Here is a 25,064-nt window from a genome sequence, read left to right as displayed (position 1 = left end):
GTCCTGAAGGAGACATATCAATGATTCCACGAGCGTTCATAAGTTTCGAGATGGAAGATAGATGGGCGCGGGATTTTCTCGTGCAGCATGCGAAAGACGAGCGTAACGGCGTCCAATTTGTTGACTATTCAGTTCAGAATCCGTGGGATACATCGTGGAAGACCCAATGTGCTGAGCGAATTGCGCGAACAAAAGGAACGATTGTTCTGATCGGTCCTACGACACATAAATCAGAAGCTGTACTGTGGGAAATCGAGGAAACTCTCAACCAAGGTCATTCTCTTTTTGGGATTCAAGCCTACTCCGACAAAACGTATGCCGTTCCCGCCGGAATTCCTGCAGGGGACGTAATTTGCTGGGATTTCCACCAAATCGCCACTAGGCTTAGTACGTGGGAATGACTTATCTTGATCGCCTTGCGACTCGTATACGCGCACACGTCGCGACGTCGGATCTGCCGGAGGAGGATGCCGTTGATCTGTTTCGAATATATGCCGTTCTCCTTCTAGCGAAGGGGCAGGCGGTAGGTGCGAGCGATGTACATAATGCCTGGGTCGCGTGGATGGTCACGCGCGATCCCTCCCACAAGGCGCTCGTCCCCTACGAGGAGTTACCACCCGCTGTAGCTGCACACGACCTCCCGTACGTAGACGCCATTCGCGCGCTCGCGCAAGAGGCCGAGCTGTGAACGAGGAAAATCCTCTAGATCAGGACCTCTTTCCGCATGGTCTCCCGAAACGGATAAAGAGTACGGATCCTGCCTTTGAGCTTTACAGGATGATGGTGGATAGCTCCGAGAAATTGGTAGCGAGGCGCCAAGGCGTCAATACCTTTTTCTTGACTATAAATGGAGCAATTCTGACAGCATTGGGCATCATTTTGAACGATGGTCCCGACCAGCAACTGCAGGCCGTAGCTCTAATGATCCTCACGATCACCGGCGGGTTGCTAGCTCTAGCCTGGCGCAGTTTGATCATCTCATTCGGACAACTCAATACCGGTAAGTTCAAAGTCATAAATAGAATTGAGCAGTTTCTTCCGGTTGCGATATACAGAGCAGAGTGGAAGGCTCTTGGCGAGGGCCGGGATCCTAAGCTTTACCGTAGTTTTACGTCGAGAGAGGTATGGGCGCCATGGGCCTTCATCATCGTCTACGGGGTCTTTACGGTGGTCGAGCTTCTTGTGGTGCTAGACCTCCTCGTACTGCAATAAGTATTCGGTAGATGCAGTTAACCCATTGCAGCCCTCAAGACCCCACCTGAGGCTTCACTGCAGCGGTTTGCGCAGACGACTTCGGGACGGGTGCAGCCTATATCCCGGCGCCGTTGGTGAGAGCAAAGCCGCCCGATATCTCGGCGTGTTCCGAGGCATGCAAGCTCCTAGGGAAGGAAAGGGAAGTCGAAGTCATCGCACGCTTGGGTTACTTCCTCAACGTAGAGGCGCCGGTCGCGAAGCTCTGGATTATCGGCAATGCAGGGCCAAGCTCGTGTGCGCGCCGCCCGAGTCAGCGTCACTGTGTCCCGTGTCCTCACCAGCCGCGGCGGCCCGCTCCGCCGATTGCCGTCCCAACATTCGAATCCTCACAAGGTCTTTGACCCCCGGACGGCAAGTTGCTTCCCAGCCCTGTGATGATTTCTGTGGAGTGGGTATGCTCGGGAGGGCTTTTAGCCGACCGGTACGGACTAGTGGGGGAAATGATTTCAAAGGACTATGGTGCTCCGCATCAATCGCTTCAGAATGCTGCTCAATCAGGCAAGCCTGGCGGTTCAAGCAATCTTTCGAAACGAGAAAAGGTCATGTCGTTTATTGTCATCACGGTGGTTGCGGCAATCGTCTGGCTAGTCGACTTCTTCATGATTATTGAAGGTGGTGAAGGCGGAAGCGCTGCAGCGAACGCCCTCGGCGCGACTCTGACAGGAGCTGGAGGCATCCTCATAATGCTGGCAAGCACCACTGCTATTGGCTGGACTGAACGTAAGTGGCGACCTAATACTCTCGCGGTAGGAGGTCTCCTTGTGGGAACCGGCGGGGTCCTCGTCGCACTCAGCGCCTGGCAAAACCTCGTCTGAAGTTCCTTTCATCTGGAGCCTAATCGAATCGTCTCTGGCGCCCAACCAGCTGTGGATGTTCCGCACTTGCGCTTGCCATTTAGTGCTTAAACCTCACCAAATTGGCACGACTGCTTCAACGATCGGTGAAATCGTTGAACGGCCTTGCATGTCTGCAGAATGGCCAACATGACGAGGACAGCCTTCCTGTCCTCACTGTTTTACCAGGGATATGCCGACGTTGGGTGTACGAGGAACCGGAAGTCACAGCCCTCGTCCGCTTGGGTTACTTCTTGCACGTAGAGACGCCGGTAGCCGCGTTCGGGAACTGAAGGAGCAGCAGGACCGAGCTCTTCTGCACGCCGCTCGAGCTCCTCCTCGGAGACCTCTAGCTGCACCAGTCGCTGGCTCACACTGAGCGTGACCGTGTCCCCAGTCCGCACCAGCCGCAGCGGCCCGCCCACCGCAGACTCCGGCGTCACATGCAACACCACCGCTCCGGCCGCTGTGCCGGACATGCGCCCGTCCGAAATCCGCACCATGTCCTTCACACCCTGCGCGGCGAGCTTCTTCGGGATGGGCAGGTAACCGGCCTCCGGCATACCGGGATTACCCACCGGCCCAATGTTCTTCAGGACCAGCACCGAATCGGCGGTGACGTCCAGCGCAGGATCATCGATCCGAGCAGCCAGGTCAGCCGCGCTCTCGAACACCACCGCCGGTCCGGAATGCTCGAGCAACGAAGGCGACACCGCCGCCTGCTTGATGATCGCCCCACCCGGAGCCAGATTCCCAAGCAACACAGCAAGACTTCCCTGCGGATAGATGGGGTCCTGCAGCGGCCGGATGATGTCCTGCGGGAAGCCGGGACCGGCGTCGTCGATCTCTTCACCCAACGTCCGCCCGGTCACGGTCAGCACATCGCGGTTGATCAGTGAACCCAGCTCACGCAGTACGGCAGGAACACCACCGGCACGGTGGAAGTCCTCCATGTAGTACTTGCCCGAAGGCTTTAGATCCACCAGCACAGGTGTCTCGGCACTCATCCGGTCCAACTCGTCCAGTGACAGCTTGATGCCGAGCCTCCCGGCCACAGCGGTCAGGTGAATGATCGCGTTCGTCGAGCCGCCGATCGCCAGCAGCATCCGCAGCCCGTTCTGGAATGCTTCCGGCGTCAGGATCGAGGACGGCGCAACACCAGCCGTAGCCAGTGCAACAGCCTGCGTCCCGGTCCGCTCGGCGATCCGTACCCGGTCCGCAGTCACGGCCGGCGCGGAAGCCGACCCAGGCAGCGCAATCCCCATCGCCTCGGCGATGCACGCCATGGTGCTCGCCGTTCCCATTACCGAGCAGGTGCCGACGCTGCCCACCAGGCGCGAGTTCACGTCGTCGATCTCTGGTTTTGAAATTTCCTGCGCCCGGAACTTGCCCCAGAACGCCCGGCAGTCCGTGCACGCTCCAACCCGCTCGCCGCGGTACCCACCGGTCAGCATGGACCCGGTCACCAGCGAAATCGCCGGCACACCGGCCGACGCCGCACCCATCAGCTGCGCCGGTACCGTCTTGTCGCACCCGCCGATGAGTACGACGGCGTCCATCGGCTGCGCGCGGATCATCTCCTCCGTGTCCATCGACATCAGGTTCCGCAGGAACATGCTGGTGGGGGAGGAGAAGCTCTCGTGCACCGAAATGGTCGGGAACTCCACCGGCAGCCCGCCGGCCAGCATCACGCCGCGCTTCACGGCCTCCACCAGCGCCGGCATGTTGCCGTGGCACGGGTTGTAGCCGCTGCCGGTGTTCACGATCCCGACGACGGTCCTATCCAGCGCATCATCCGAATACCCGGCACCCTTGATGAATGCCTTGCGGAGGAACAGCGAGAACTCGGCGTCCCCGTAGCTGGTGAGGCCGCGGCGGAGGCCGGTGGGTTCAGGCGAGGAGGAGGAGCCGCTCATCGGAACGCAGGCGTCCCCGTGATGTGGTTGCCCAGGATCAGGGTGTGCACCTCGTCGGTGCCCTCGTACGTACGCACACTCTCCAGGTTGTTCGCATGCCGCAGCGGCGAGTAGTCCAGCGTGACGCCGTTGCCACCGAGCATCGCCCGGGCGTCCCGACAGATCTCGATCGCTTCGCGGCAGTTGTTCAGTTTGCCCACGGAGATCTGGTACGGCTCCAGCGTCCCGGCATCCTTCAGCCGGCCCACCTGCAGCGCCAGCAGCATCCCCTTGTTGATCTCCAACGCCATGTTCACCAGCTTCTGCTGGGTCAGCTGGTACCCGGACAGCGGCTTGCCGAACTGCAGGCGCTCCTTCGAGTAGTTCAGCGCCGCCTCGTAGCTGTCCCGCGCAGCACCCATCGCACCCCAGATGATGCCGTACCGCGCCTCGTTCAGGCACTCGAACGGCCCGCGCAGCCCCTTGGCTTTCGGCAGCATCGCCGACTCCGGCAACCGCACGTCCTCAAGCGAAATGTCGCACTGGATCGACGCCCGCATCGACAGCTTCTGCGTGATCGGGGTGGCCGTGAACCCCGGCGTGTCGGTCGGCACCACGAAGCCGCGGACGCCGTCGTCGGTCATGGCCCAGATGATCGCAACCTGCGCCACCGACGCCAGCCCGATCCAGCGCTTGGCACCGGAGATAACCCAGTCAGATCCATCACGGCGAGCAAAGGTAGCCATCGATCCCGGGTCCGATCCCGCCGTCGGCTCCGTCAGCCCAAAGCAGCCGATAGCTTCACCGGCAGCCATCTTCGGCAGCCACTCGTTCTTCTGCTCCTCGGAGCCGTGCTTGGCGATGGCGCTCATCGCCAGGGACCCCTGCACGCTCACGAACGTGCGCAGGCCGGAATCGCCCGCCTCGAGTTCCAGCGCGGCCAACCCGTACTCCACCGAACTGCGGCCCGGGCAGCCGTACCCCTTGATGTGCATCCCGAGGAGCCCCAGCTCAGCCATCTTCGGCACGATCTCCAGCGGGAATACCGCGTTGTCATACCACTCGGCGATGTTCGGCTTGATCTCGTTATCCACAAAGGAACGGACTGTGGAGCGGAGGTCAATCTCCTCCTGTGACAGGAGCGAGTCGATGGACAGAAGGTCAACAGTCATGGTTCTACGTACTTTCAGTGAGAGGTAGTGGTGGTCGAGAGCGCCGCGAAGGTCGCATCGTTGTGTTCGCCGAGCAGCGGCGGCAGGCGCCGGTAACTGGCAGGGGTCTCGGACAGGTGGATCGGGTTGGCGACCTGGTGGCTGGTGCGCGGGCCGGCGTCGTCGGCCATTTCGACGGCGGGATCAAGTCCCAGCTCCTCAGCCAGCTGGAGCGCCTCCACAATGGAGTTCACTTTCCCGGCCGGGACGCCCTCCTTCGACAGGACAGCGGACCACTCCGCCGCGGGACGCTTGGCGAGCTGCTCCTCGAGACGCGACTTCAGCTCGTCGCGGTGGGCAACGCGCTGGGTATTGGTTTCAAATCGCGGATCGGACGACATTTCAGGCACCCCGAGAACCCGCACCAGCGACGCGAACTGTCGGTCCGTCCCGACGGCCACGGCCAGCGGCCCGTCCGCGGTGGCCAGCGTCTCATACGGTGCGATTGACGGGTGAGCGTTCCCCATCCGCTGGGGCGCCTCACCGGTGGCCAGCGTGCTCGACGCCTGGTTCACCAGCCCCGCCAGCAGCGACGACAGCAGGTTCACGTCAATCCGCTGGCCCTGCCCGGTCACGTCCTTGTGCCGCAGCGCCGCGAGGATCCCGAGCGCCGCGTTCTGCCCGGTGACCACGTCGACCAGCGCCACGCCCACCTTGCTCGGCTCCGAATCCAGCGACCCGGTCACGCTCATCAGCCCACCGACGGCCTGCACCAGGAGGTCATATCCCGGAAGGTGGGCTCCCGCCGTTGAACCGAATCCGGTGATGGAGCAGTAGATGAGGTCAGGATTGAGAGCGTGCAGCGTCTCATAGTCCAGGCCGAACTTCTTCATCACGCCGGGCCGGAAGTTCTCGATGATCACATCCGAGCTCAGCGCCAGCTCCTTCGCGCGCGCCAGCCCGTCCTCAGTCCGCAGGTCACACACCACTGAGCGTTTGTTCCGGTTCACGCTCGAGAAGTACGTGCCTACGCCGTGCTCGTCGACGGGCGGCGTCCAGGACCGGGTGTCATCCCCGGCAGGGCTCTCCACCTTGATGACGTCCGCTCCGAAATCGGCGAGCATCATCGACGCATACGGTCCCGCGAGAACACGGGAGAAGTCGGCTACCCGAACACCCTCGAGAGGGCCAGATCCAGACGTGCCCATCGTCATCTCCTTACTTTTGGTGCATCGAGTGGGCGCTGGCTACGTGCTTCCTGCCGGAAATCCGTTCTCAGCGCCCCCTCGATGGTGGTGCTCTTGTAACTCAGGTTCCTTGCGTCACGGGGTTGGTGAGGACGCCCACGCGTGCCACCCGGGCCTCCGCAACGTCCCCGGGCTTGATGTGGATCGCGCCCGGCGTACCGGTGGAGATGATGTCGCCCGGGAACAGCGGCATCACCTTCGAGTGGAAACTGATCAGGTACTCGGGGCTGTACCGCATGTGCGCCACGGTATTGGTCCGCAGCACCTCACCGTTCACCACCGTAGACACCTCCATGTCCGCGAGCATCCCGTCACCCACAGCCTCGGCCAGCGGCACAATCCGCGGCCCGAACGAGAAGAACCCCGGAAAGTTCTTGGACCGCGTCAGGAACCGCGGATTCCGCTGCAGGATGTCCTCGGCCGTCTGGTCCAGCACTGGCACGACGCCGGCCACATAGTCCAGCGCTTCCTCCACCTCCACATTGCGGCAGTACCGCCCGATGACGACGGCGACCTCCCCCTCGGCGGTGGTTCGCTCGCTCTGCGACGGGATGGGGATGTCCTCCCCGGGCCCGATGATCGTGTGATCGCCCTTGATGAACGACGCCGGTTCCTCCGGCACACCCTCGGACAGGTCCGAGGCGTGCTCCACGTAGTTCAGCCCGATGCCCCACAGCATCCGCGGGTGCCGGTAGGGCGCGCCATAGGTGACGCTCTCCGGGTCCCGGAAGACGTCGTCGTTCGCTTCATTTGCCGCGGCCTCAAGCTGATCGAGCAGTTCCTCGACCAGGACGTCCCGAATATCGCCGGTGAAGCTGGGCATCAGGTCCCGGACCAGCGCAAGACCGCGCTGCGGGTGCACCACGGCAGGAATCTCCTCCTGGCCCTCAGTGACAGAGCAGAGGTGCAGTGTGTGGTTCATCATCAGTAGCTCCTTACCAGTCCGCCGTCGCAGCGGATCTGTTCACCGGTCACGTAGCCGGCCGGCTCACTTGCCAGGAAGGCGACGACTGCGCCGAATTCCTCCGGCTTGCCGTACCTTCCGGCGGGGATGGTGGCCTCGGACGAGGCCCGGGCCTCCTCGGGCGTCTTGCCCGTTCGCTTCGCGGCGCCCGCGTCCAGTGATGCCACGCGGTCGGTATCAATCCGGCCGGGCAGCACCATGTTCACGGTGACACCGTCCTTCGCCACCTCACCCGCGAGGGTCTTCAGGTACCCGGCGAGCCCGGCACGACCGATGTTGGACAGCGCCAGATTAGGCAGCGGACTCTGCACACCGGAGGAGCCGACGGCGACAATCCGCCCCCAGCCCCGCTCCCGCATCCCGGGCAGCACCAGGTTGGTCAGCCGGATGTGCTGCAGCAGCAGCTGGTTCACGGCGGCCAGCGTCTGCTCATCCGACACATCAGCGGCGCCACCGGGCGGCGGCCCGCCGCTGTTCAGAATCAGCACGTCGACGGGCCCGAACGCCTTCTCCGCCGCGGCAACCAGCTGCTCCGGCGCGCCATCGAGCGTCAAATCAATCCCGATCCCGACGGCGGACGGCAGCTTTCCTGCCTCGGCCTGCACCACGTCCTCGCGGCGGGCGGCGAGTACCACGTTGGCGCCCTCCGCGGCCAGCGCCTGAGCGATGGCGAGCCCGATCCCGGAGCTTGACCCCGGCACCAGTACGTTCTTCCCGTTGAGACCCATTTCCATCTAGGCAAGCTCCTTCACAGCATCGAGGTGTGCGTCGATCATGTCGGCCAGTTCGGCAGGCAGCGTGGGCGCCGGCGGGCGGACCAGTGCTTCGGCGATGATGCCGCGCCGCTTGAGAATTTCCTTGCGCAGGGCCAGCCCAATTCCGGGCTGACCCTCAAAGTTCGCCAGCGGCAACCACGGCGCAAAGACGTCGCGGGCGGCACGGAAGCCGCCGTCGTCGTTGGCTGTAATGGCAAGCTGCAGCGCTTCCGGGTGGGAGAAGCCGGTCATCGCGCCCGCGGCGCCGGCAGCGAGCTCGTCGATCAGGCCGACACCGCCAAGCCCACCGAACACGGGGACATCGGTCACCCGGGTCAGCTGCGCAATCGCCGCGGCCGTAGGCGGTGCCTCGGACTTGATGGAAGAGATGAATGGGCAACGCTCGACGACGGCCAGAATCTGCGCGGTGCTGATCTTCACTCCTGAGGCCACGGGGTAGTCCTGGAGCACGATGTCCGCGCCGGTTGCCTCGTGGATTGCGGTGAAGTGTGCGGTCAGCAGGTCCGGGTTCGGCGTATTCGCCTGCACCATGAGAGAGGCGAGGTTCGAGCCCGCAGACTCCACCGCGGTCCGCGCCTGCTCAATCGCGACGCTGGTGCTCCGCGCCGACAACCCAACAATCAGCGGGGTCTCCTCAGCGGCTTCAGCAACCGTCGAGACCGTCAGGGCCTGCTCACGGGTATCCAGCGTGCCGCCCTCACCGAACACGCCGAGCACCACCATGCCGGTGGCCGGAATGTGGGTGTAGAGCTCCACCTCCCGCTTCAGCGACTCGGTGTCGACGTCGAACGACGGCCCGGTGAACGGCGTAGCCAGCACACCCCAGAGCCCCTTCTTCAAGTGCGTCATGCAACTTCCTTACTGTTGGAATCAAGGACGATCGAAACAATGTGCTCGGCAATGGCGAGCGAGGAGGTCGCGGCCGGCGAGGGCGCATTCCGCACCGCCAGCACCGATCCATGGTGGGAAATGCGGAAGTCGTCCACCAGCGAACCGTCGCGGTCCAGTGCCTGGGCGCGGATGCCGCTCGGCCCGGGAACGACGTCGTCGACGGTCAGCTCCGGCACGTACTTGCGTGCCTCGTTCACGAAGCGGCGCTTGCTCAGCGAACCCACCATTTCGACGGCGCCCGTCTTCCAGTGCTGCTTCGCGAAGGCCCGGAAACCGGGGTAACCCACGGCGTCGCCGAGGTCGCGCGGGGACACGGTGCCCCAGCCGTAGGCCTCACGGGCCAGGGCCAGCACGGCGTTGGGACCGACCATGACCTCGCCGTCCGTCCGCGGAGTCAGGTGCACACCCAGGAACGGGTAGCGCGGATCCGGAACCGGGTACACCAGCCCGCGCACCAGTGACCGCTTCGAGGGCTTGAGCAGGTAGTACTCACCGCGGAACGGCACAATCTTCGGGTCCTCACGGTCACCGGCCAGCCCAGCCACGCGGTCCGCCTGGAGCCCGGCGCAAATGATGACCGAGTCGAAGATCTCCCAGGTGTCCGTGCCGTTGTGGGTCCCGGTCACCAGCGTCTCTTTCCCGCGCTGGGTGATGCCGGTGACCTCAAACCCGGTGTGCACGGTGCCTCCGGCCGCAACCACGTCTTCCGCGAAGGAACGGGTCACCGCGCCGTAGTCCACAATCGCTGTGTGCGGGGAGTGCAGCCCGCCCACTCCCTCAACGTGCGGCTCAAGTTCGCGCAGCTCTGCGCGGTTGATGATCCGCACGCCCGGGACGCCGTTGGCCTGGGCGCGGGTCATGATGTCACCCAGCCGCGATTCCTCCACCGCGTTCCGGGCGACAAGCACCTTCCCGATCTCGTCATAGGCGAGGTTACGCTCGCCGCAGTACTCCTTCAACAGTTCCACGCCGCGTCGGCACAGTTTCGCCTTCAGGGACCCGGGCGTGTAATACAGCCCGGCATGGACCACGCCCGAGTTCCGCCCGGTCTGGTGGGCGGCAAGCGAATCTTCCTTCTCGAGCACGGTCACCGAAGCGTCCGGCTGCTGCTGGAGCAGCCGGCGCGCGACGGCGGTCCCCAGAATCCCGCCGCCGATCACCGCATAGCGTGTGGCTGTCATGAAGTCTCCTTTACAGGGTTCGAGGATGGGCGCCGCAACGTGAAGACCGGCACGCCGCGTGCCCGGCGGATGATTCTCCGCCCGATGCGGAACGTAATGGCAGCAGCCAGCGCAACGACGCCGGCCACCACCCAGGCAGTGGAATAGGACGTCGCGCTCACCAGCAGGCCGAACAGCAGCGGCCCGCCGGCCGCGCCGAGCGAGAGCCCGGTCTGGACGACGCCCGTCGCCGATGCGGCTGCCAGCCGGTTATCCCGCACGACGGCGAAGTGCAGCAGCCCCGGCCAGGTCCAGCCTGCGCTGTAGGCGAGGAGTGTGCCGGTCACCATCAGGGCGGTGGAGCCGACACTGAGCATGAGATAGCCGACGACGCCGGCCACCAGCAGATTGGCGATCAGTACGTAGGGGCTGCGGGTGGGCATCTTGTCCATGAGCGCACCGAGGAGGATTCGGATGCTGAGGCCCACCACCGCGGCGCCCGCGAAGATAAACCCGGCGGTGCTGGGTTCAATGCCTGACTGCACCATCGAGTCCACAAGGAACACACCGAGTGAGGTGGCGGCCGCGGCAGCGAGGCCGGCGCCGATCGTGAGGACAACCAGCCCGGCGCGCGGGGTGCCGCGGTCTTCCGGGTGGCCGGCCGCCGTCGTCGTTGTCAGTGCTGCCTGCCCGCGGAAGAAGGCCCAGACAGCGAGGCCCAGTGCGAGGCCGGCACCGAAGAAGAACGCATACCGCCAGCCGAGCACCAGCGCAATGCCCGGAACGGCAAGGCCGCCCAGCAGTGACGCCATTGGGATGGACGACTGCTTCACACCGAACGCCAGGCCCAGCCGGTTGCTGCCGATGCTGCGGGAAATGCCGAGGTTTGCCGAGGGCTGGGCCATGGCGTTGGCAAGGCCACCGATGAACAGCGCCGCCACCAAAACGGGAAATGACGGTGCTGCACCGGCGCCTGCCAACGCCACGGTCGCGAGAATGGCCGAGAAGACCATGCCCCGCCCTGCTCCCACCCGCTGGACAACTCCTCCGAGCGGGCGGGCGAGGGTTCCGGAGACCGCAAACAGCGTTGCTGCTGCGATGCCCATCTGCGCCGGCCCCAGGTCGAGGTCGTCGCGGATCTGCACCGCCAGCGCGCCCAGAAGGAACGCCGGCAGTACCCCGGTGGTAGTGACCGAGACGGCCTGCAACAGGGTGGTTACAGGCCGCCCGGAGGACGGTAGGTTCACGAGGTCGATTCAGCCGTCCGTGAGCGGTCGGTTCCTGAGCGGTCGGTTCCTGAACGTTCCGGCGTGGTCGAATCGTCATGCGGGTGCCGCTTCATCCGGACCACATGCATCACCAGGCCGAGGGCGATCAGCGCGCCGCCGACGATCAGGTACATCGGTTCCATCACGAGCATCGGCAGGGAGCCGACTCCGATCAGCAGGCGCTCAAGCCAGTTGGCCGGGCCCATGATCCAGCCGCCGGTTGCCACGGCCAGGGCCGCTACGGCGATGGTCGAGACCACCAGGGCCATGAGCACGGTCCCGAATCCGCCCTGCATCAGCAGGCCGATACCCGGGCCGGTGAGCACGAAGATGAACGGAACCAGGAAAGCGGAGAGCGTGTACCGCCAGGTGAGCCACATCGTCTTGATCGGCTTGCCGCCGGTAATGGCCGACGCCGCGAACGGGGAGAGCGCGGTCGGAGGGGACACTTCGCTGAGTACGGAGTAGTAGAAGATGAACATCGCGGCGGCGAAGGCTGGAACGCCGACATCCTGCAGCGCCGGGCCAATGATGACCCAAGAGATGATGAAGCTCGCCGTCACCGGAACCGCGAGGCCCAGCAGGATCACCGAGATCGCCGAGAACAACGCCGTCAGGAACAGGCTGCCGCCGGCGAAGTCCACAATGATGTTCGCGAGCTTCAGGCCCAGCCCGGTGAGCGTCATGATGCCCACGATCAGGCCGGCCGCCGCCATCACCGGGATGACCGAGAGGGCGCCGGTGGCGCCGGTGGCCAGCGCATCCCAGATGCGCTTGGGGGTCATCCACGACTGGCGGTCCAGGAAACTGAGCAGGAACGCAAGGATTGTCGCGTAGACCACCGCACGGAACGGAGTCATTCCGGTAGCCATGAACACCACGATCGCGATCAGCGAGCTGAAGTGGTAGCCGAAGCGCAGCAGCAGTTTGCCGGCCTTCTGGGTTTCCATGTCCACCGGCTGGGTCTTGAACCTCCGGGCATCCATCTCGATAGCGAGGATGATGCCGAGGTAGTAGAGGAGGGTCGGGATGGTCGCCCAGATCAACACCTCGAGGTAGGAGACGTTCAGCAGGGCGGCAATGATGAACGCCGCAGCGCCCAGGGTCGGGGGAGACATGATTGCGCCGATGCCGGCAGCAGCCAGGACTGCACCACCGTGTTCCTTGGGGTAGCCGGCCTTTTTCAGCAGCGGCCAGGAAATACCACCGAGGGTCACTGTGGTGGCAACACCCGAGCCGGAGACCGTACCGAGGAGGAAGCCCGCCAGCGTGACAGTACGTCCCGGGCCGGACTTGGACTGGCCGAACGCCGAGAAGGACAGGTCGATGAAGAACTTCGTGGCTCCCGACGCCGTCAGCACGGCGCCGTAGATAGTGAACAGGATGATGTACGTCGCCGCCACATCCGTTGGAACACCGAAAATGCCCTGCGTTCCCATCACGTTGTGGCCCACCAGGCGAATCCACCCGAACGACGACGTCTGGAACGGATCCGGAATATACGGACCGAAGTAGGCGTAGGCGAAGAACCCGGCCACGACGATCGGCACCAGGATGCCCACCGTCCGCCGGCAGGCTTCCAGCACCACGAGGATGGCGATGGTGCCCATGATGAGGTCGAGGTAGGTGGGGATGATCGCCCGGCGGAAGAAGGCATCCCAGTCGGAAATGATGTAGGCAAACGGGACGACGGCGATGATCGCCAGCGCCCAGTCCAGAATGTGCGGGTTGTCGCTCTTGCCGGCCGCCTTGTCTTTGTCCGACCGGCCCCAGCCGCGGTAGACGAGGAACGTCATCGACAGGCCGATCATCAGGAACGCCGGCAGGTAGAACTGGGTGGCCATGGGATTGAACACCCAGTACAGGCCGAAGACGGACAGCGCGACGCCCACTGCCTTGATGATGGCTGCCGGTGTACCGGTGAGGTGCCGGGCGGGCTTCTCCGCCTCGAACTCGGCAATCAGCGCTTCTTCGTCGAACTTGCCGTCCGTGTCCTTGTAAGGATCGGGGGAGCCGTTGAACTTTTCGTCGGCAACCCTGCTGTGGACAGCCCGGTGGGAGCCTTTGCCGTGTTTCTCCCCATGGCCGTGCTTCTCGCCGGGCGGCTGATCCTCGGACGGTGGTGACTTATGCGCAGCTACGGCTCCGTTGCCGTCAGGTCGCTCGGTCATTGGGTCTCCTTGATATCTAGCACAACAAACGGATTGGCGTTCCCCACCAGCGGCCACAGTTCCAGCGGCGGCTCTCCGGGGACGTGGAGGGTGCGCTGCCCCAGATCGGTGGCAGCGATTGAGAGGGTGTCAAAGACCACCGGACGCTCAGGGTTCGGCGGTACAACGTAGTTCCGTCGGTCGGACGGACCGGCGGCTGTAGGGGCATCGGGGACGCCGTAGTACTCCTCGAGGACAGCGAGCTGGTCAGCCGCTATCTGCACCAGGCGGTAGGAACCGTCCGGCTGCACCTCGTAGCGTTCCTCGGCGAGGGTCTGGTAGATCGAATTGCGGTAGCTCACCGCGAAGGTGCCCCCGTCAAGGGGCACACGGGCAAGCTCGCCGTCGTCGTTCGTCACTGTCAGGAAACGCTGGGTGGGGCCAGCATTTCCGGCGGTCACGCCGGCCAGTGTGCCAAGGCACACCAACACGGCAACGACGACGGCGAGCTTACGCATGTCCGGTCAGCCTCAGCCGGCCTGGTCGTAGTACGCCTGGGCGCCTGGGCAGGTCTCGACGAAGGGCACGTCACCGGCGGTGGCGGCGTCCATCTCTTCCGCGGCGGGGTGCACCTGGATGAGCTGGTCCTTGTTTTCGAAGAGGGCGGTGGTGATGTCCTCCTGGAGCTGCTCATCCATGCTGGACGGAGCAACAAGGATGTTCGGCGAGGCGATCACGGAGATCGGCTCGGTCTGTCCCTCGTAGGTTTCGGCGGGGATTTCCTGCTCGACGTAGTACTCGCCGTATTCCTCGGCCATCGGAGCTGCGTACTCTCCGATGGGCACGATCACCATGTCGCCGTCGGCCGCGAGGTCGATCAGCGCACCGGTGGGCAGGCCGCCTGACCAGAAACCGGCGTCGATGGTGCCGTCACGCAGGGCTGCCACTGTTTCGGCAACCCCGAGCTGGCGGCGGTCGATGTCAGCTTCGGGATCCAGTCCGGCTGCCTCCAGGGTACGGATTGCGGCAACCTCGGTAGCCGAACCCGGTGCTCCCACGGAGACGACCTTGCCCTTCATGTCCTCGACACTCTGGATTCCGGTGCCCTCAACCGTGACGGGCTGCAGGAAGTTGTTGTAGACGTTGCCGAGCGAGCAGATCTCCTGGGCCTTGCCCTCGAAGTCATTGACGCCTTCAACGGCATCCGCAACGACGTCACCCACGGCAAGGGCAAGGTCAGCGGCCCCGCTTTCGAGCAGCAGGATGTTGTCTACGGACGCGTTGGTCTCCTGGACCGTGGCGTCGTAACCCTCAACGTTCTCGCGGATGACGGTCGCGAAACCGCCGCCCAGCGGGTAGTAGACGCCGCCGGTGCCGCCGGTTGCGATGGACAGGGTGCCGCCTTCGCCGCTGTCCGCGCCGCCGCCGTCACCCCCTCCGCTGGGTGCCGGGCTTCCGCAGGCGCTCAGGAACAGTGCCGGTGCAAGGAGTGCGGCGGCAGCGATGCGCGATCCGCGGACCTTGTTCGAGGTGCTGGTCATGGATATCTCCCTTGATATGTGTTGGGTTTTTGGTGCGGTGTTGATTTTCATGGGTGTGATCTTCACTGCTGGTGCCCCTCCTCTGGAGCGGTGTCAGCCGGGGCTGGGACGTCAGCCACGGCAAGCAGTCCGGCGAGGGTGCGGTAGTACCCTACGAGGACTGAAATTTCGGTGAGCCCGCTGTGCCCGAAGTGCTTCTGTGCGGTGGCGCGGATGGTTTCATTCACTCCGGCTTCCGTCACCAGTTCGCGGGTGAGCTCGAGGGCGGCAGCCTCGCTGTCGGAGACGCTCGCCGGGACGCTGCCTGCTTGCAGTTGGCTCAGTTCCTCCGCTGAAACGCCGACGACGACGGCCGCCCGGCTGTGCGCGTACCACTCATACTCGGAATTGAGGGCTGCCGCGACAGCGCAGATCACCAGTTCCCGGGTGCGGTCGGGGAGTTCGCCGCCGAATCGAAGCGCGGCGCCGAGTTCCTGGACCGCGTTGCCGATTGCCGGTGCGAATAGGAGGGCGTTGAACGGGCCGGCGAGGGTGCCGTCGTCGTGCATGATCCGGAACGGACCGTTGGCGCGCGGGCCGGCAGTGATCTTCTCGTAGAGGTCCTGCTGGTCCGGTGACAGGTCCGCGGGCTTCAGGAGGGGGAAGTGGTTAGACAAGGGTCCGCCCTCCGTCCACGTAGAGGACATGCCCGGTGACAAAGGAGGCCTGCTCGGAGGCGAGGAAGAGCACGGGGCCGGTGAGGTCATCGACACTGCCGAGCCGCCCGGCGGGAACCAGCGAGGTGTAGTGTTCGCGGACGCCCGGCTTGTCCAGGTGGGTGCGGGTGAGATCCGTTTCGGTGTATCCGGGCGCTATGGCGTTCACGGTCACGCCGCTGGAGGCCCATTCGCGGGCCATGACGCGCATCATCTGATTGATGCCGCCCTTGCTGGCCGCGTAAGAGGCGTGATCGGGATGGGCGAGGAGGCCCGAGACTGAAGAGCAGTAGATCTGGCGGCCCCAGCCTGCGCTGACCATGTGCTTGCCCGCGGATTTGCCGAGGCGGAAGGCGCTCGAGAGGTTGATGTCGAGGGTGCGCTGCCAGTCCTCGTCCGCAGTGTCGAGGACCGGGACCCGCTGGTTCATGCCGACCGCGTGGAGGAGGATGTCGATGCCGCCGAGTACTTCGACCGTTGCCTGTACAGCGTTCTCGCAGCCTTCGGCGGTGGAGAAGTCTGCGGTGAGGCCGTTCTCGTGGGCCGTCAGGCGTGACTCGTCAATATCGGCGACGACCACGCGGGCGCCAGCCTCGGTGAAGGCAGCCGCGCAGGCTTCACCAATGCCGCCGGCTCCTGCAATCAGCACGCGCCGATCGGTGAGTCCTAGCCAGTTCTCCACGAAATGCGATCCCTTTGCGTCGTCGTTGTTGGTGTCATCGAAATAAGCGCTATTGGAGATTGTATACAAAAACGGGACGGAATGTAACCCCGGTCACACAGGAGAAGTTATCAGAGGTAACTTCGTTGCGGGAGGGGTTCGGAGGAGTGTTACGAGAGTGTGACATGTTACTGAGCCGGGGCCGTTTTGGCCCCACGAACACTCGCGTATCCGGCCCGGATTCTTACTTTGCGTCGAGGAACTTCCGGAGCGCGTTGACGGCGTGGTCGCGGTGATCATCCAGGTGTTTGACCAGCCGGTCGGCATCCCGGTCAGCGAAAGCATCGATGATGAGGTTGTGCTCTTCCTCGACGAGGTGGCGGTTGGTCGGAACGCCGTAGTAGACAAACCGGTAGGTATCAGTGGCGTCCCAGAGGACCTGGATGAGCCGGTCGAGCCGCGGCATCCCCGAGGCGGAAAGCAGCACAAAGTGAAACCGGCGGTTGGCTTCGGTCATCGGCAGGATGTCCGCTGCAGCGCTGGCTGCCTCGACTTCGCGCGCCGCGTCTTTCATCGCCTGCAGCACCGAGCCGTCGGCGCGCTTCACTGCGGCGTACGCAGCTTCAGTCTCAAGGAGCTGCCGGATGCGGTACGTCTCAAGGAGGTCCGCGAGGGAGAGCCGGGCAACCTTGAACCCGCGGTGTGGTTCGTAAACGATCTGCCCCTCGCCCTCGAGGATCTTGAACGCCTCGCGCAGCGGAACCCTGCTGACGCCAAGCCGTTCGGCGAGGGCGTCCTGCCGCAGCGGCTCGCCGGGCTGGACCTCACCGGCGATGATCATGCGGCGCAGCTCGGCGAGGGCGAAGGCCTGCGCGGTGGGGGGCCGCTTGGGCGATGTGCCGGCCATCTACGCGTCCTCCCTCTGCTCCCGCTGACTTCACTACAGCTTCACGTCGCCGCATTCCTGACGACTCTAGTTCAACACAGCAGCAGGTCCGGATTGCTCTGGATCTGACCATTCTTGAGGAAAGCTTCGGCCAAAAGGGCATAGTGGCTTGATCTGGATGGGTCACAGTGGAGGCAGACTCCTCCGGACCGGACCGTTCGCCGGCCCGGAGGTCGACTTCTTTGACGGGTTGGGAGCAAGTGCTGCGGTGGCCTGGCTGAAGAACAAACGAACCTCGGCAGTATCCGCCGTGCCCACACAGACCGGGGCGGCATCGACTGAAGCACTTGAGAACTGTGTTCCCGCAAACCTGCCGGTGCACCGTCCCGAGGTCATCACACAACTGGGTGAGGAACTGGCGACCCTCGCCGATGCCCTCCGCTACCGGGACAACTTTGCCCGGCTCCTGCCCAAGCGCATCCGGGACCTTGAGGCGGATCTTCGGTCAAAGAGCTCCAAGAACCTCGAAGACGCCGAGGGTACGCTCCTGAGCCTCAACGTTGGCGCCACCATGGTCGGAGCACCGAGACTGCAGTACGTCGCGGACCGGTGCTTGTCCGACTTCCGCGGCGGCCGCGAAATGAGCTGCCTGCCGGCACTCGCGGGTGAAGCCGAGCGGTTCCTCATGTTGCTGTCAGGGCCGGAGGACGCGCCACCCGCACCAGGTGCTACTCCACCGGGATCATTCGGTAGCCCACGCCCCGAACAGTCTTGATGAACCGGGGCTCGCGGGTGTCCTCGCCGAGCTTCTTCCGGAGGTTCCGGATGTGCACTTCTACGAGGTGATGATCGTCCGTCCACCCCTCACCCCACACACGCTCAAGCAGGGTCTCCCGGGTCCACACCCGGCGGGATCCGGTGATGAGCGTTGCGAGCAGATCGAACTCAATCTTGGTCAGCGGCAGCTCCTCACCCCCAAGCCGAGCCACCCTTCCCTCAACATCGACCGAGAGACTTCCATGAACGACGACGCCGTCAACTGCGCTGCCCGCTGCGGCTTCAGTTCCAGCCGCGTCCCGTGACACCGCGTCGCGTGACACAGCCTCCCGTGACCCCGACCCGCCGTCAACGAAGGACCGCGGACGGCGGAACATCGCCGCAACCCTCGCCCGCACCTCGCGCGGACTGAACGGCTTGATAATGAAGTCGTCTGCCCCGATCTCCAGGCCCAATACCCGCTCAATTTCTTCGACGCGGGCCGTAATCATCACAATGTAGGCATCGGTCTCCGGCCGCAGCTGGCGGCAGACCTCCATGCCGTCAAGATCCGGCAGGTTCAGGTCCAGGGTCACCAGGTCCGGTTTATGTTCCCGCACCAGGGCGAGTGCTTCTCTTCCACTCGCAGTTTCGATGATGTTGAACCCCACCATCGAAAGCGTGAGCACCAGGAGCTCGCGGATGTCGGGATCATCCTCCACCACCACGGCCGTGCGTTCGAAGGAGTCAGTACCCATGGGATGAACCTTTCATGATCGCGGCAACTCGATGACCACCGTGGTTCCTTCGCCCAGCTCGGACTGGATGACCAGCGATCCGCCGTGCCGTTCCACCGCTTCGGCAGCTATCGACAGGCCCAGCCCAGTACCGGGAATCTCTGTGGCCACCGAGTTGGTCGCGCGGTAGAAGCGGGTCAGCAGCTGGGGGAGCTCGTCTGCTGGAATACCCATGCCTGCGTCTTCGACCGTCACCTGCACTGCCCCGTTCTCGGTTGCGAGGCTCACGGTGACCTTCCCGCCGTCGGGACTGAATTTCACGGCGTTGGACAGCACATTCACAAAAGCGCGCTCGAGCAGCGCCCACATGCCGTTCACATACAGCGCCTGATCAGTAGGCAGGACCTGAATCGAGACGTTCTTTCTGGTAGCGAGCGGCAGCAGGTCGGCGGTGACCGTCTCAAGCAGATGAACCAGGCCAATCGACGCGTCGCCGAGCTCAGTACCGGCGTCGAGCACTGACAGCGCAAGGACGTTCTCCACCAGGCTGCTCAGGCGCTGACCGTTGCGCTCGATGATCTCCAGCATCTTCCCCGCCGGCGCGGGCAGCTCACCGCCGTCGCCGTCCTGCAGTAGCTCAACGTACCCGAGGATCGAGGAGAGAGGAGTTCGCAGCTCGTGGTGCACCGTAGCCACGAAACCGTTCTTGGCCGCGTCGAGTTCGCGCAGCCTGTCCACCACCTGCTGCTGGCCGACGATCAGCTGGCCCTGGATCATCCCGTGGGCAAGGTTTCCGAGCAGGTGTTGCAGCAGGGCGATCTCGGCGCCCGACCACTTGCGCGCACCGCGGTCAGCGACGATCCACACGACGCCGAACGGCGTAGCGCCCTCGCCGATCGGCAGCAGCAGGCCGCTGCTGTCGAAACCCTCCATTCTGGCGTGAATTTTGGGCAGCGTCTCCGGAACCTCAGTGAGCTGCCCGGCGATCACTGCGAGGGAACCCGAGGTACGCCACAGCTCAGTCCCGAGCACCCACAGTTCATCCAGTAATTCACTGACGTCATTCGGTTGAGCGCTTCCGACACCGCGCTGCCAGCGGGCACCACCGTAGGAAACCCGGGCGTCGTCAAAGGTATGAAGGGTCACGTCCTCAGCGCCGAGTGCTTCACCGATTCCCTGCAAGGCCAGTTCAACCATGTCCGCTGGTTCGTTGGTCTGGCGGATGTCGTCGGAGATGCGCCGCACCCGGTCCCGCAGGAACGCCGATTCATTCCGCCGTTCTTCGCGAAGCCGGTTACGGTGGATCGCGGTATTGACCCGGTGCAGCAGCTCCTCGGAGGCAATCGGCAGCAGCAGGTAATCGCTGGAGCGCATCGCCAGCTCGGGATGGGACGTCACCTGCTCGGCCGACTTCGCTGTCAGCACCACCGGGATATTCCGCGGCAGCAGGTGGTCGGCTTCCTTGGCGATGGTCGCCAGATACTCCAGTGCAATGTCCGCACCGACGACGGCGACATCAGCCGTGAGCTCCCGCGCCGCCTCGATGGCCGGGTTGACTGTGTTGTGCGCGGCGACGGTGAAACCGGCGCTGCGCAGGCCGCCGGCAATCTGGTTGAGCAGGTCGATGTCCGAGTCAACCACCAGGGCAGTGCCCCCGGCAGTAGTGATCTCGCTGGTTGCGCGCAAGACTCGTCCCCTTGTGTTCAAAATTGCAGACCGTTGGTACAGCAGGTTCTGCCGAGTCTAGCGATGTGCCGGTTGTCCCGCTGACGGGGAACGGTAGGATCGTGCATCAGCCGCCCTGACGAAAGGCCTGATCGTGCGCCGTGGCACCAATCTTCCCCGCATGGGGGACTTCAACCAGAGTGTCATTCTCGATGCCGTCCGCCGGTCCAGCGAGGGCCTGAGCAGGGTTGAGCTGGTGGAGCTGATCGGGCTGTCTCCGCAGGCCGTCTCCAACATCACCCGGCGCCTGCTCTCCGAGGAACTGATCGTAGAGGCCGGCAAATCCGGCAGCGGACCGGGCAAGCCGCGGACCATCCTGCGCATCAATCCCTCCGGCCGGTACGCCGTCGGCGTGCACCTGGACCCTGCGCTGATGACGGTGGTGCTGATGGACCTGATGGGGGTGGTGCTGCACCGCCGGGTTCGAGATACGCCGCTTGGCACCGAGCCGGGCCAGATCATCGACGCGATTGCCGGTGAGGTACGCGCCCTGCTCGCCGAATCATCCGTGGACCAGACCCGCATCGAGGGAATCGGGGTGGCACCTCCGGGGCCGATCGATCAGCCGGCGGGCGCCGTCGTCGACCCTCCCCTCCTGATGGGCTGGCACCGTGTTCCGCTGCGGGATGCGCTCGCGGAGGCCACCGAGATGCCGGTCTTCGTCGAGAAGGATGTGACGGCGGCAGCGGTTGCGGAGATCTGGGGCGGCGGCCACGGGAGCACGCAGAGCTTCGTCTTCGTCTATATCGGCACGGGTATCGGCAGCGGCATAGTGGTGGACGGTGAGGTGCTGCGCGGAACCTCAGGCAATGCCGGGGAGATCGGGCACATCGTCACGGACCCCAACGGCCCCGAGTGCGCCTGCGGGATGCGCGGCTGCATTGCGGTGACGTGTGATCCGCAGTCGCTCGTGCGCGAAGCCGAGCGTGCCGGCGTGCTGAGCACGGAGCGGCACCGCAGCGGCGATGTGGCAGACGGGCTCGTGCGGTTGTGTGCAGCGGCGGAGGCGGGGGACAGGATCGCCTGCGACATCATCACCACTGCTGCCGTGCGCACGGCCCGCGCTGTGTCGGTCCTCGCCAACGTGCTCGACGTCGACCGCGTGGTCTTCGGCGGGCCGTTCTGGGCGCCGTTGGCGAACCGGTACCTGGAGGTGGTGCCGTCGTCGTTATTGGACTTCCGGGCTGCGCGGAGTATCCATCCGGTGGAGGTGGTTTCCACCGGGATCGGCGACGACGTTGCGGCCGTCGGAGCCGCCTGCCTCATGCTTGAGCGGACGCTGGGTCCACGGGCCGAGCGGTTGATGCTGGCGCGCTAGTTCCCCCTTGATTTTTGCGCACCTCCGGCGACTTCGCATGCCGTGGAAGTCGCCGTAGGTGCGCAAAACTTCCGGGGTTGACAGATACCCCCTGGGGGTATACTTTACTGGTACCGGAGTCAGGAAGTCCGAGCCCGCTTACCGGGCCGCATACTCCTTGAAGGTCATTCGATGCGGCCGTCGCCACGTTCGGTTCATGTGCAGCGGCAGGCCAAACATTCCTCCATCAACGCCTGACTTTCCAGGTCCCTCGGAAGGCTTTTCTCGAGGGCCAAAGGGAATCATCATGAAACACCAGACTTCAGGTCACGCAGACTCGCAGGTCGCGGACCACGAAATGCCGGAAAACCAGACACATTCCTCCCACGCCGATTCCGAAGTGCATACGCATGGCCAGCATGCCGGGCACTCCACCGCTATGTTCAAGAACCGGTTCTGGATCAGCCTGATCCTGGCCGTTCCCGTTGTCCTGTTCAGCCACATGTTCGCCGAGATCGTCGGCTACACGCTCCCTGACTTCCCTGGCGCCCTATGGATTTCGCCGATCCTGGGCACGGTCATCTTCTTTTACGGCGGCGCACCGTTCCTCAAGGGTGGTATTTCCGAGCTGAAGTCCCGTCAGCCCGGCATGATGCTGCTGATTGCCATGGCCATCAGCGTTGCCTTCATCGCGTCCTGGATCACCACGCTTGGGATCGGTAACTTCAACCTCGATTTCTGGTGGGAACTCGCTCTGCTGGTGGTGATCATGCTGCTGGGGCACTGGATGGAAATGCGTGCCCTCGGCTCAGCCGCCGGCGCCCTCGACGCTCTGGCAGCACTCCTGCCGGATGAGGCGGACAAAGTGACCGACACCGGTATCGAGACTGTGCCGGTCAGCTCGCTCGCTAACGGCGATATAGTCCTGGTCCGCTCCGGTGCCCGCGTTCCGGCCGACGGCGACATCGTCGACGGCGCCGCCGAGTTCGATGAGTCGATGATCACCGGCGAGTCGCGCACGGTCTCCCGCGCCGTCGGCGAGACGGTGGTTGCCGGCACGGTCGCAACGGACAACGCCGTGCGGGTGCGGGTCACCGCCGTCGGCTCGGACACCACGCTGGCCGGGATCCAGCGCCTGGTCGCAGAGGCGCAGGCGTCCTCCTCCAAGGCGCAGGCACTCGCGGACCGTGCGGCGGCGCTGCTGTTCTACTTCGCGCTGATCGCGGGCATCCTCACGTTCATCGCCTGGCTGCTGCTCGGCAGCCCGAATGACGCGGTGATCCGGACCGTGACCGTGCTGGTGATCGCCTGCCCGCACGCCCTCGGCCTGGCGATTCCGCTGGTCATTGCCATCTCCACGGAGCGCGCGGCCAAGAGCGGTGTACTGATCAAGAACCGGATGGCGCTGGAGCGGATGCGGACCATCGACGTCGTGCTGTTCGACAAGACGGGCACGCTCACTGAAGGCCGTCACGCGGTGACCGCTGCCGCCGCCACCGGCGGTGTTGCAGAGGCCGAACTGCTGGCCCTGGCAGGCGCTGCCGAATCCGACAGCGAGCACCCGGTGGCCCGTGCCATTGTGCAGGCGGCGGCGGACAATCCTGACGCCGTAGCCTTCGGTTTCCGCGGCGCCGGGTTCTCGTCAATGACGGGACGGGGAGTGCAGGCGGTAGTCAACGGTTACCAGATCGCTGTCGGCGGCCCCAACCTGCTCCGGGAACTCTCCCTCGAGACGCCGCCGGACCTGAGCGGCGCCGTCTCCGAATGGATGGGCCGCGGCGCTTCGGTGCTGCACGTGGTCCGGGACGGTGCCATCATTGGTGCGCTCCGGCTTGAGGATCGGGTACGGGATGAGTCCCGGGCGGCCGTGAAGGCGCTGCAGGATCGCGGAGTCAAGGTTGCAATGATCACCGGAGACGCGCGCCAGGTGGCTGAGGCCGTCGGTGCCGAGTTGGGCATCGATGAGGTCTTCGCTGACGTGCTGCCGCAGGATAAAGACTCCAAGGTAGCCGAGCTGCAGTCACGCGGGCTCAAGGTGGCCATGGTCGGCGACGGCGTGAATGACGCTCCTGCGCTGGCCCGTTCGGAAGTGGGGATTGCGATCGGTGCGGGCACCGACGTCGCAATGGAATCTGCCGGCGTCGTGCTGGCGGGAAATGATCCCCGCTCGGTGCTGGCGATGATCGACCTGTCCCGGGCCAGCTACCGGAAAATGATTCAGAACCTCGTCTGGGCCACCGGCTACAACGTCCTCGCCGTTCCGCTGGCTGCGGGAGTGCTCGCCTTTGCGGGCATCGTGCTCTCGCCCGCCGCCGGGGCCGTGCTGATGAGCGTCTCCACCATTGTGGTTGCGCTGAATGCGCAGCTGCTGCGCAGGATCGACCTCAACCCAGACCGCATCACCCAATGAACCAGAAGGATCAGACCATCATGAAGCGTTACCTATCCCTTACAGCGCTCGGTGTTGCCGCCGTCGTCATGCTTGTCGGCTGTGGGGCTGCCGATCCGGGTGAATCGGCAGCCGGCTCATCCGGCAGTGAGGTGTCCGGGGAGCATAACGACGCCGACGTCATGTTCGCGCAGATGATGATTCCCCACCATGAGCAGGCGGTTCAGATGAGCGACGTCGTTCTCGCCAAGGACGGCCTCAGCCCCGAGATCACCGAGCTGGCCACCCAGGTCAAGGACGCCCAGGCGCCCGAAATCGAGACGATGACAGGCTGGCTCGATGCCTGGGGAGAGCCGGTTGAGGGCCACCACATGGAATCTGCTGACGGCGAGGACGGCATGGACGGCATGCTGAGCGAGGACCAGATGGGCGAGCTTGAGGCCGCCGAGGGCGAGGAGGCAGCGCGCATGTTCCTCGAGTCCATGACCGATCACCACAACGGAGCCGTGGACATGGCACAGGAGGAAATCGAGAACGGCGAGAACCCTGAGGCCATTGCGCTCGCCGAAGACATCGTCGAAACGCAGGAGGCGGAAATCGAGGAGATGAAGGAGTTGCTCGCGGAACTGTAGGCGGCAGGCTCTAGGCTGGTTTCCACCACCGTTGATTTGGCAGGACACACCCTGATTGGTTGGCCATGAGGGGCGTGTCCTGCTCATTCAACCGGGGGATTGTGGGTTAAATCCACTCGATGTACTATTTCCGGTATCGGAAGTCTCCCGATGCCT

The 25,064-nt window shown here is 64.3% G+C and carries 24 protein-coding genes; 8 read left to right on the top strand and 16 right to left on the bottom strand.

Going from position 1 to position 25,064, the window contains the following annotated elements:
- The first annotated feature begins 20 nt into the window (after positions 1 to 20).
- The 4 genes from AC1MBU_RS15780 to AC1MBU_RS15765 all read left to right on the top strand — a co-directional run bounded on the left by AC1MBU_RS15780 (position 21) and on the right by AC1MBU_RS15765 (position 2,069).
- On the top strand, positions 21 to 401 hold the full coding sequence (locus AC1MBU_RS15780; protein ID WP_479787951.1) for a TIR domain-containing protein: 381 nt from the start codon (positions 21 to 23) through the stop codon (positions 399 to 401).
- The gene (locus AC1MBU_RS15775) at positions 398 to 688 is read left to right on the top strand and encodes a DUF7701 domain-containing protein (RefSeq protein ID WP_479789816.1); all 291 of its coding nucleotides are present in this window, start codon (positions 398 to 400) and stop codon (positions 686 to 688) included. The genes AC1MBU_RS15780 and AC1MBU_RS15775 overlap by 4 nt, the downstream gene beginning before the upstream one ends.
- On the top strand, positions 685 to 1,212 hold the full coding sequence (locus tag AC1MBU_RS15770; protein WP_479787950.1) for a RipA family octameric membrane protein: 528 nt from the start codon (positions 685 to 687) through the stop codon (positions 1,210 to 1,212). The genes AC1MBU_RS15775 and AC1MBU_RS15770 overlap by 4 nt, the downstream gene beginning before the upstream one ends.
- A 482-nt stretch (positions 1,213 to 1,694) precedes the next feature.
- Positions 1,695 to 2,069: a hypothetical protein gene (locus AC1MBU_RS15765; protein ID WP_479787949.1), complete on the top strand. Its 375-nt coding sequence runs from the start codon at positions 1,695 to 1,697 to the stop codon at positions 2,067 to 2,069.
- Positions 2,070 to 2,269: 200 nt separating this feature from the next.
- Here AC1MBU_RS15765 and AC1MBU_RS15760 read toward each other — a convergent pair whose 3' ends face one another.
- The 14 genes from AC1MBU_RS15760 to AC1MBU_RS15695 form a co-directional block, all read right to left on the bottom strand.
- Positions 2,270 to 4,003: an IlvD/Edd family dehydratase gene (locus tag AC1MBU_RS15760; RefSeq protein ID WP_479787948.1), complete on the bottom strand. Its 1,734-nt coding sequence runs from the start codon at positions 4,001 to 4,003 to the stop codon at positions 2,270 to 2,272.
- A complete protein-coding gene (locus AC1MBU_RS15755) occupies positions 4,000 to 5,154 on the bottom strand; it encodes an acyl-CoA dehydrogenase family protein (RefSeq protein WP_479787947.1) in 1,155 nt (384 codons plus the stop codon). The genes AC1MBU_RS15760 and AC1MBU_RS15755 overlap by 4 nt, the downstream gene beginning before the upstream one ends.
- Positions 5,155 to 5,168: 14 nt before the next feature.
- Positions 5,169 to 6,341, bottom strand: a complete 1,173-nt coding sequence (locus AC1MBU_RS15750) for a CaiB/BaiF CoA transferase family protein (RefSeq protein ID WP_479787946.1) — start codon at positions 6,339 to 6,341, stop codon at positions 5,169 to 5,171.
- A 100-nt stretch (positions 6,342 to 6,441) separates the two neighbouring features.
- A complete protein-coding gene (locus AC1MBU_RS15745) occupies positions 6,442 to 7,305 on the bottom strand; it encodes a fumarylacetoacetate hydrolase family protein (protein WP_479787944.1) in 864 nt (287 codons plus the stop codon).
- Complete coding sequence (locus AC1MBU_RS15740) at positions 7,305 to 8,078, bottom strand: SDR family oxidoreductase (protein ID WP_479787943.1); 774 nt, start codon at positions 8,076 to 8,078, stop codon at positions 7,305 to 7,307. The genes AC1MBU_RS15745 and AC1MBU_RS15740 overlap by 1 nt, the downstream gene beginning before the upstream one ends.
- On the bottom strand, positions 8,079 to 8,969 hold the full coding sequence (locus tag AC1MBU_RS15735; RefSeq protein WP_479787942.1) for a dihydrodipicolinate synthase family protein: 891 nt from the start codon (positions 8,967 to 8,969) through the stop codon (positions 8,079 to 8,081).
- Entirely contained in the window at positions 8,966 to 10,192 is a 1,227-nt protein-coding gene (gene lhgO, locus AC1MBU_RS15730) for an L-2-hydroxyglutarate oxidase (RefSeq protein ID WP_479787940.1), read from the bottom strand. The genes AC1MBU_RS15735 and lhgO overlap by 4 nt, the downstream gene beginning before the upstream one ends.
- Positions 10,189 to 11,418, bottom strand: a complete 1,230-nt coding sequence (locus AC1MBU_RS15725; protein ID WP_479787938.1) for an MFS transporter — start codon at positions 11,416 to 11,418, stop codon at positions 10,189 to 10,191. Before AC1MBU_RS15725 ends, lhgO begins: the two co-directional genes overlap by 4 nt.
- Positions 11,415 to 13,610 carry a TRAP transporter permease gene (locus AC1MBU_RS15720; RefSeq protein WP_479787936.1) on the bottom strand — a complete coding sequence of 732 codons (2,196 nt, stop codon included), beginning with the start codon at positions 13,608 to 13,610 and terminating at the stop codon, positions 11,415 to 11,417. The genes AC1MBU_RS15725 and AC1MBU_RS15720 overlap by 4 nt, the downstream gene beginning before the upstream one ends.
- The gene (locus AC1MBU_RS15715; RefSeq protein ID WP_479787935.1) at positions 13,607 to 14,107 is read right to left on the bottom strand and encodes a hypothetical protein; all 501 of its coding nucleotides are present in this window, start codon (positions 14,105 to 14,107) and stop codon (positions 13,607 to 13,609) included. Before AC1MBU_RS15715 ends, AC1MBU_RS15720 begins: the two co-directional genes overlap by 4 nt.
- A 12-nt stretch (positions 14,108 to 14,119) precedes the next feature.
- Complete coding sequence (locus AC1MBU_RS15710) at positions 14,120 to 15,130, bottom strand: TAXI family TRAP transporter solute-binding subunit (protein WP_346027420.1); 1,011 nt, start codon at positions 15,128 to 15,130, stop codon at positions 14,120 to 14,122.
- Positions 15,131 to 15,192: 62 nt separating this feature from the next.
- A complete protein-coding gene (locus AC1MBU_RS15705; RefSeq protein WP_277357454.1) occupies positions 15,193 to 15,786 on the bottom strand; it encodes a carboxymuconolactone decarboxylase family protein in 594 nt (197 codons plus the stop codon).
- Positions 15,779 to 16,507 (bottom strand): SDR family NAD(P)-dependent oxidoreductase, encoded by a 729-nt coding sequence (locus tag AC1MBU_RS15700; RefSeq protein ID WP_479787932.1) that lies wholly within the window; start codon positions 16,505 to 16,507, stop codon positions 15,779 to 15,781. The genes AC1MBU_RS15705 and AC1MBU_RS15700 overlap by 8 nt, the downstream gene beginning before the upstream one ends.
- A 223-nt stretch (positions 16,508 to 16,730) precedes the next feature.
- The gene (locus AC1MBU_RS15695; RefSeq protein WP_479787930.1) at positions 16,731 to 17,393 is read right to left on the bottom strand and encodes a GntR family transcriptional regulator; all 663 of its coding nucleotides are present in this window, start codon (positions 17,391 to 17,393) and stop codon (positions 16,731 to 16,733) included.
- A gap of 157 nt (positions 17,394 to 17,550) precedes the next feature.
- Here AC1MBU_RS15695 and AC1MBU_RS15690 point away from each other — a divergent pair, with 157 nt between their 5' ends.
- Positions 17,551 to 18,147, top strand: a complete 597-nt coding sequence (locus AC1MBU_RS15690; protein WP_479787929.1) for a hypothetical protein — start codon at positions 17,551 to 17,553, stop codon at positions 18,145 to 18,147.
- On the opposite strand, the gene AC1MBU_RS15685 is transcribed toward AC1MBU_RS15690, so the two are convergent.
- Both AC1MBU_RS15685 and AC1MBU_RS15680 read right to left on the bottom strand, forming a co-directional pair.
- The gene (locus AC1MBU_RS15685; protein WP_346027416.1) at positions 18,101 to 18,886 is read right to left on the bottom strand and encodes a response regulator transcription factor; all 786 of its coding nucleotides are present in this window, start codon (positions 18,884 to 18,886) and stop codon (positions 18,101 to 18,103) included. The two genes, AC1MBU_RS15690 and AC1MBU_RS15685, sit on opposite strands and share 47 nt — an antisense overlap.
- A gap of 12 nt (positions 18,887 to 18,898) precedes the next feature.
- Positions 18,899 to 20,551, bottom strand: a complete 1,653-nt coding sequence (locus tag AC1MBU_RS15680; RefSeq protein WP_479787927.1) for a sensor histidine kinase — start codon at positions 20,549 to 20,551, stop codon at positions 18,899 to 18,901.
- A gap of 160 nt (positions 20,552 to 20,711) precedes the next feature.
- On the opposite strand from AC1MBU_RS15680, the gene AC1MBU_RS15675 reads away from it, so the two are divergent.
- The 3 genes from AC1MBU_RS15675 (at position 20,712) to AC1MBU_RS15665 (ending at position 24,908) form a co-directional block, all read left to right on the top strand.
- On the top strand, positions 20,712 to 21,908 hold the full coding sequence (locus AC1MBU_RS15675) for an ROK family protein (protein WP_277357449.1): 1,197 nt from the start codon (positions 20,712 to 20,714) through the stop codon (positions 21,906 to 21,908).
- A 337-nt stretch (positions 21,909 to 22,245) separates the two neighbouring features.
- On the top strand, positions 22,246 to 24,297 hold the full coding sequence (locus tag AC1MBU_RS15670) for a heavy metal translocating P-type ATPase (RefSeq protein ID WP_479789815.1): 2,052 nt from the start codon (positions 22,246 to 22,248) through the stop codon (positions 24,295 to 24,297).
- Between the two features lie 20 nt (positions 24,298 to 24,317).
- On the top strand, positions 24,318 to 24,908 hold the full coding sequence (locus AC1MBU_RS15665; protein ID WP_479789814.1) for a DUF305 domain-containing protein: 591 nt from the start codon (positions 24,318 to 24,320) through the stop codon (positions 24,906 to 24,908).
- The last annotated feature ends 156 nt before the right edge of the window (positions 24,909 to 25,064 follow it).

It is taken from the genome of Arthrobacter sp. PTI12 (assembly GCF_056679915.1).
This window is presented reverse-complemented; position numbering and strand designations above follow the sequence as displayed.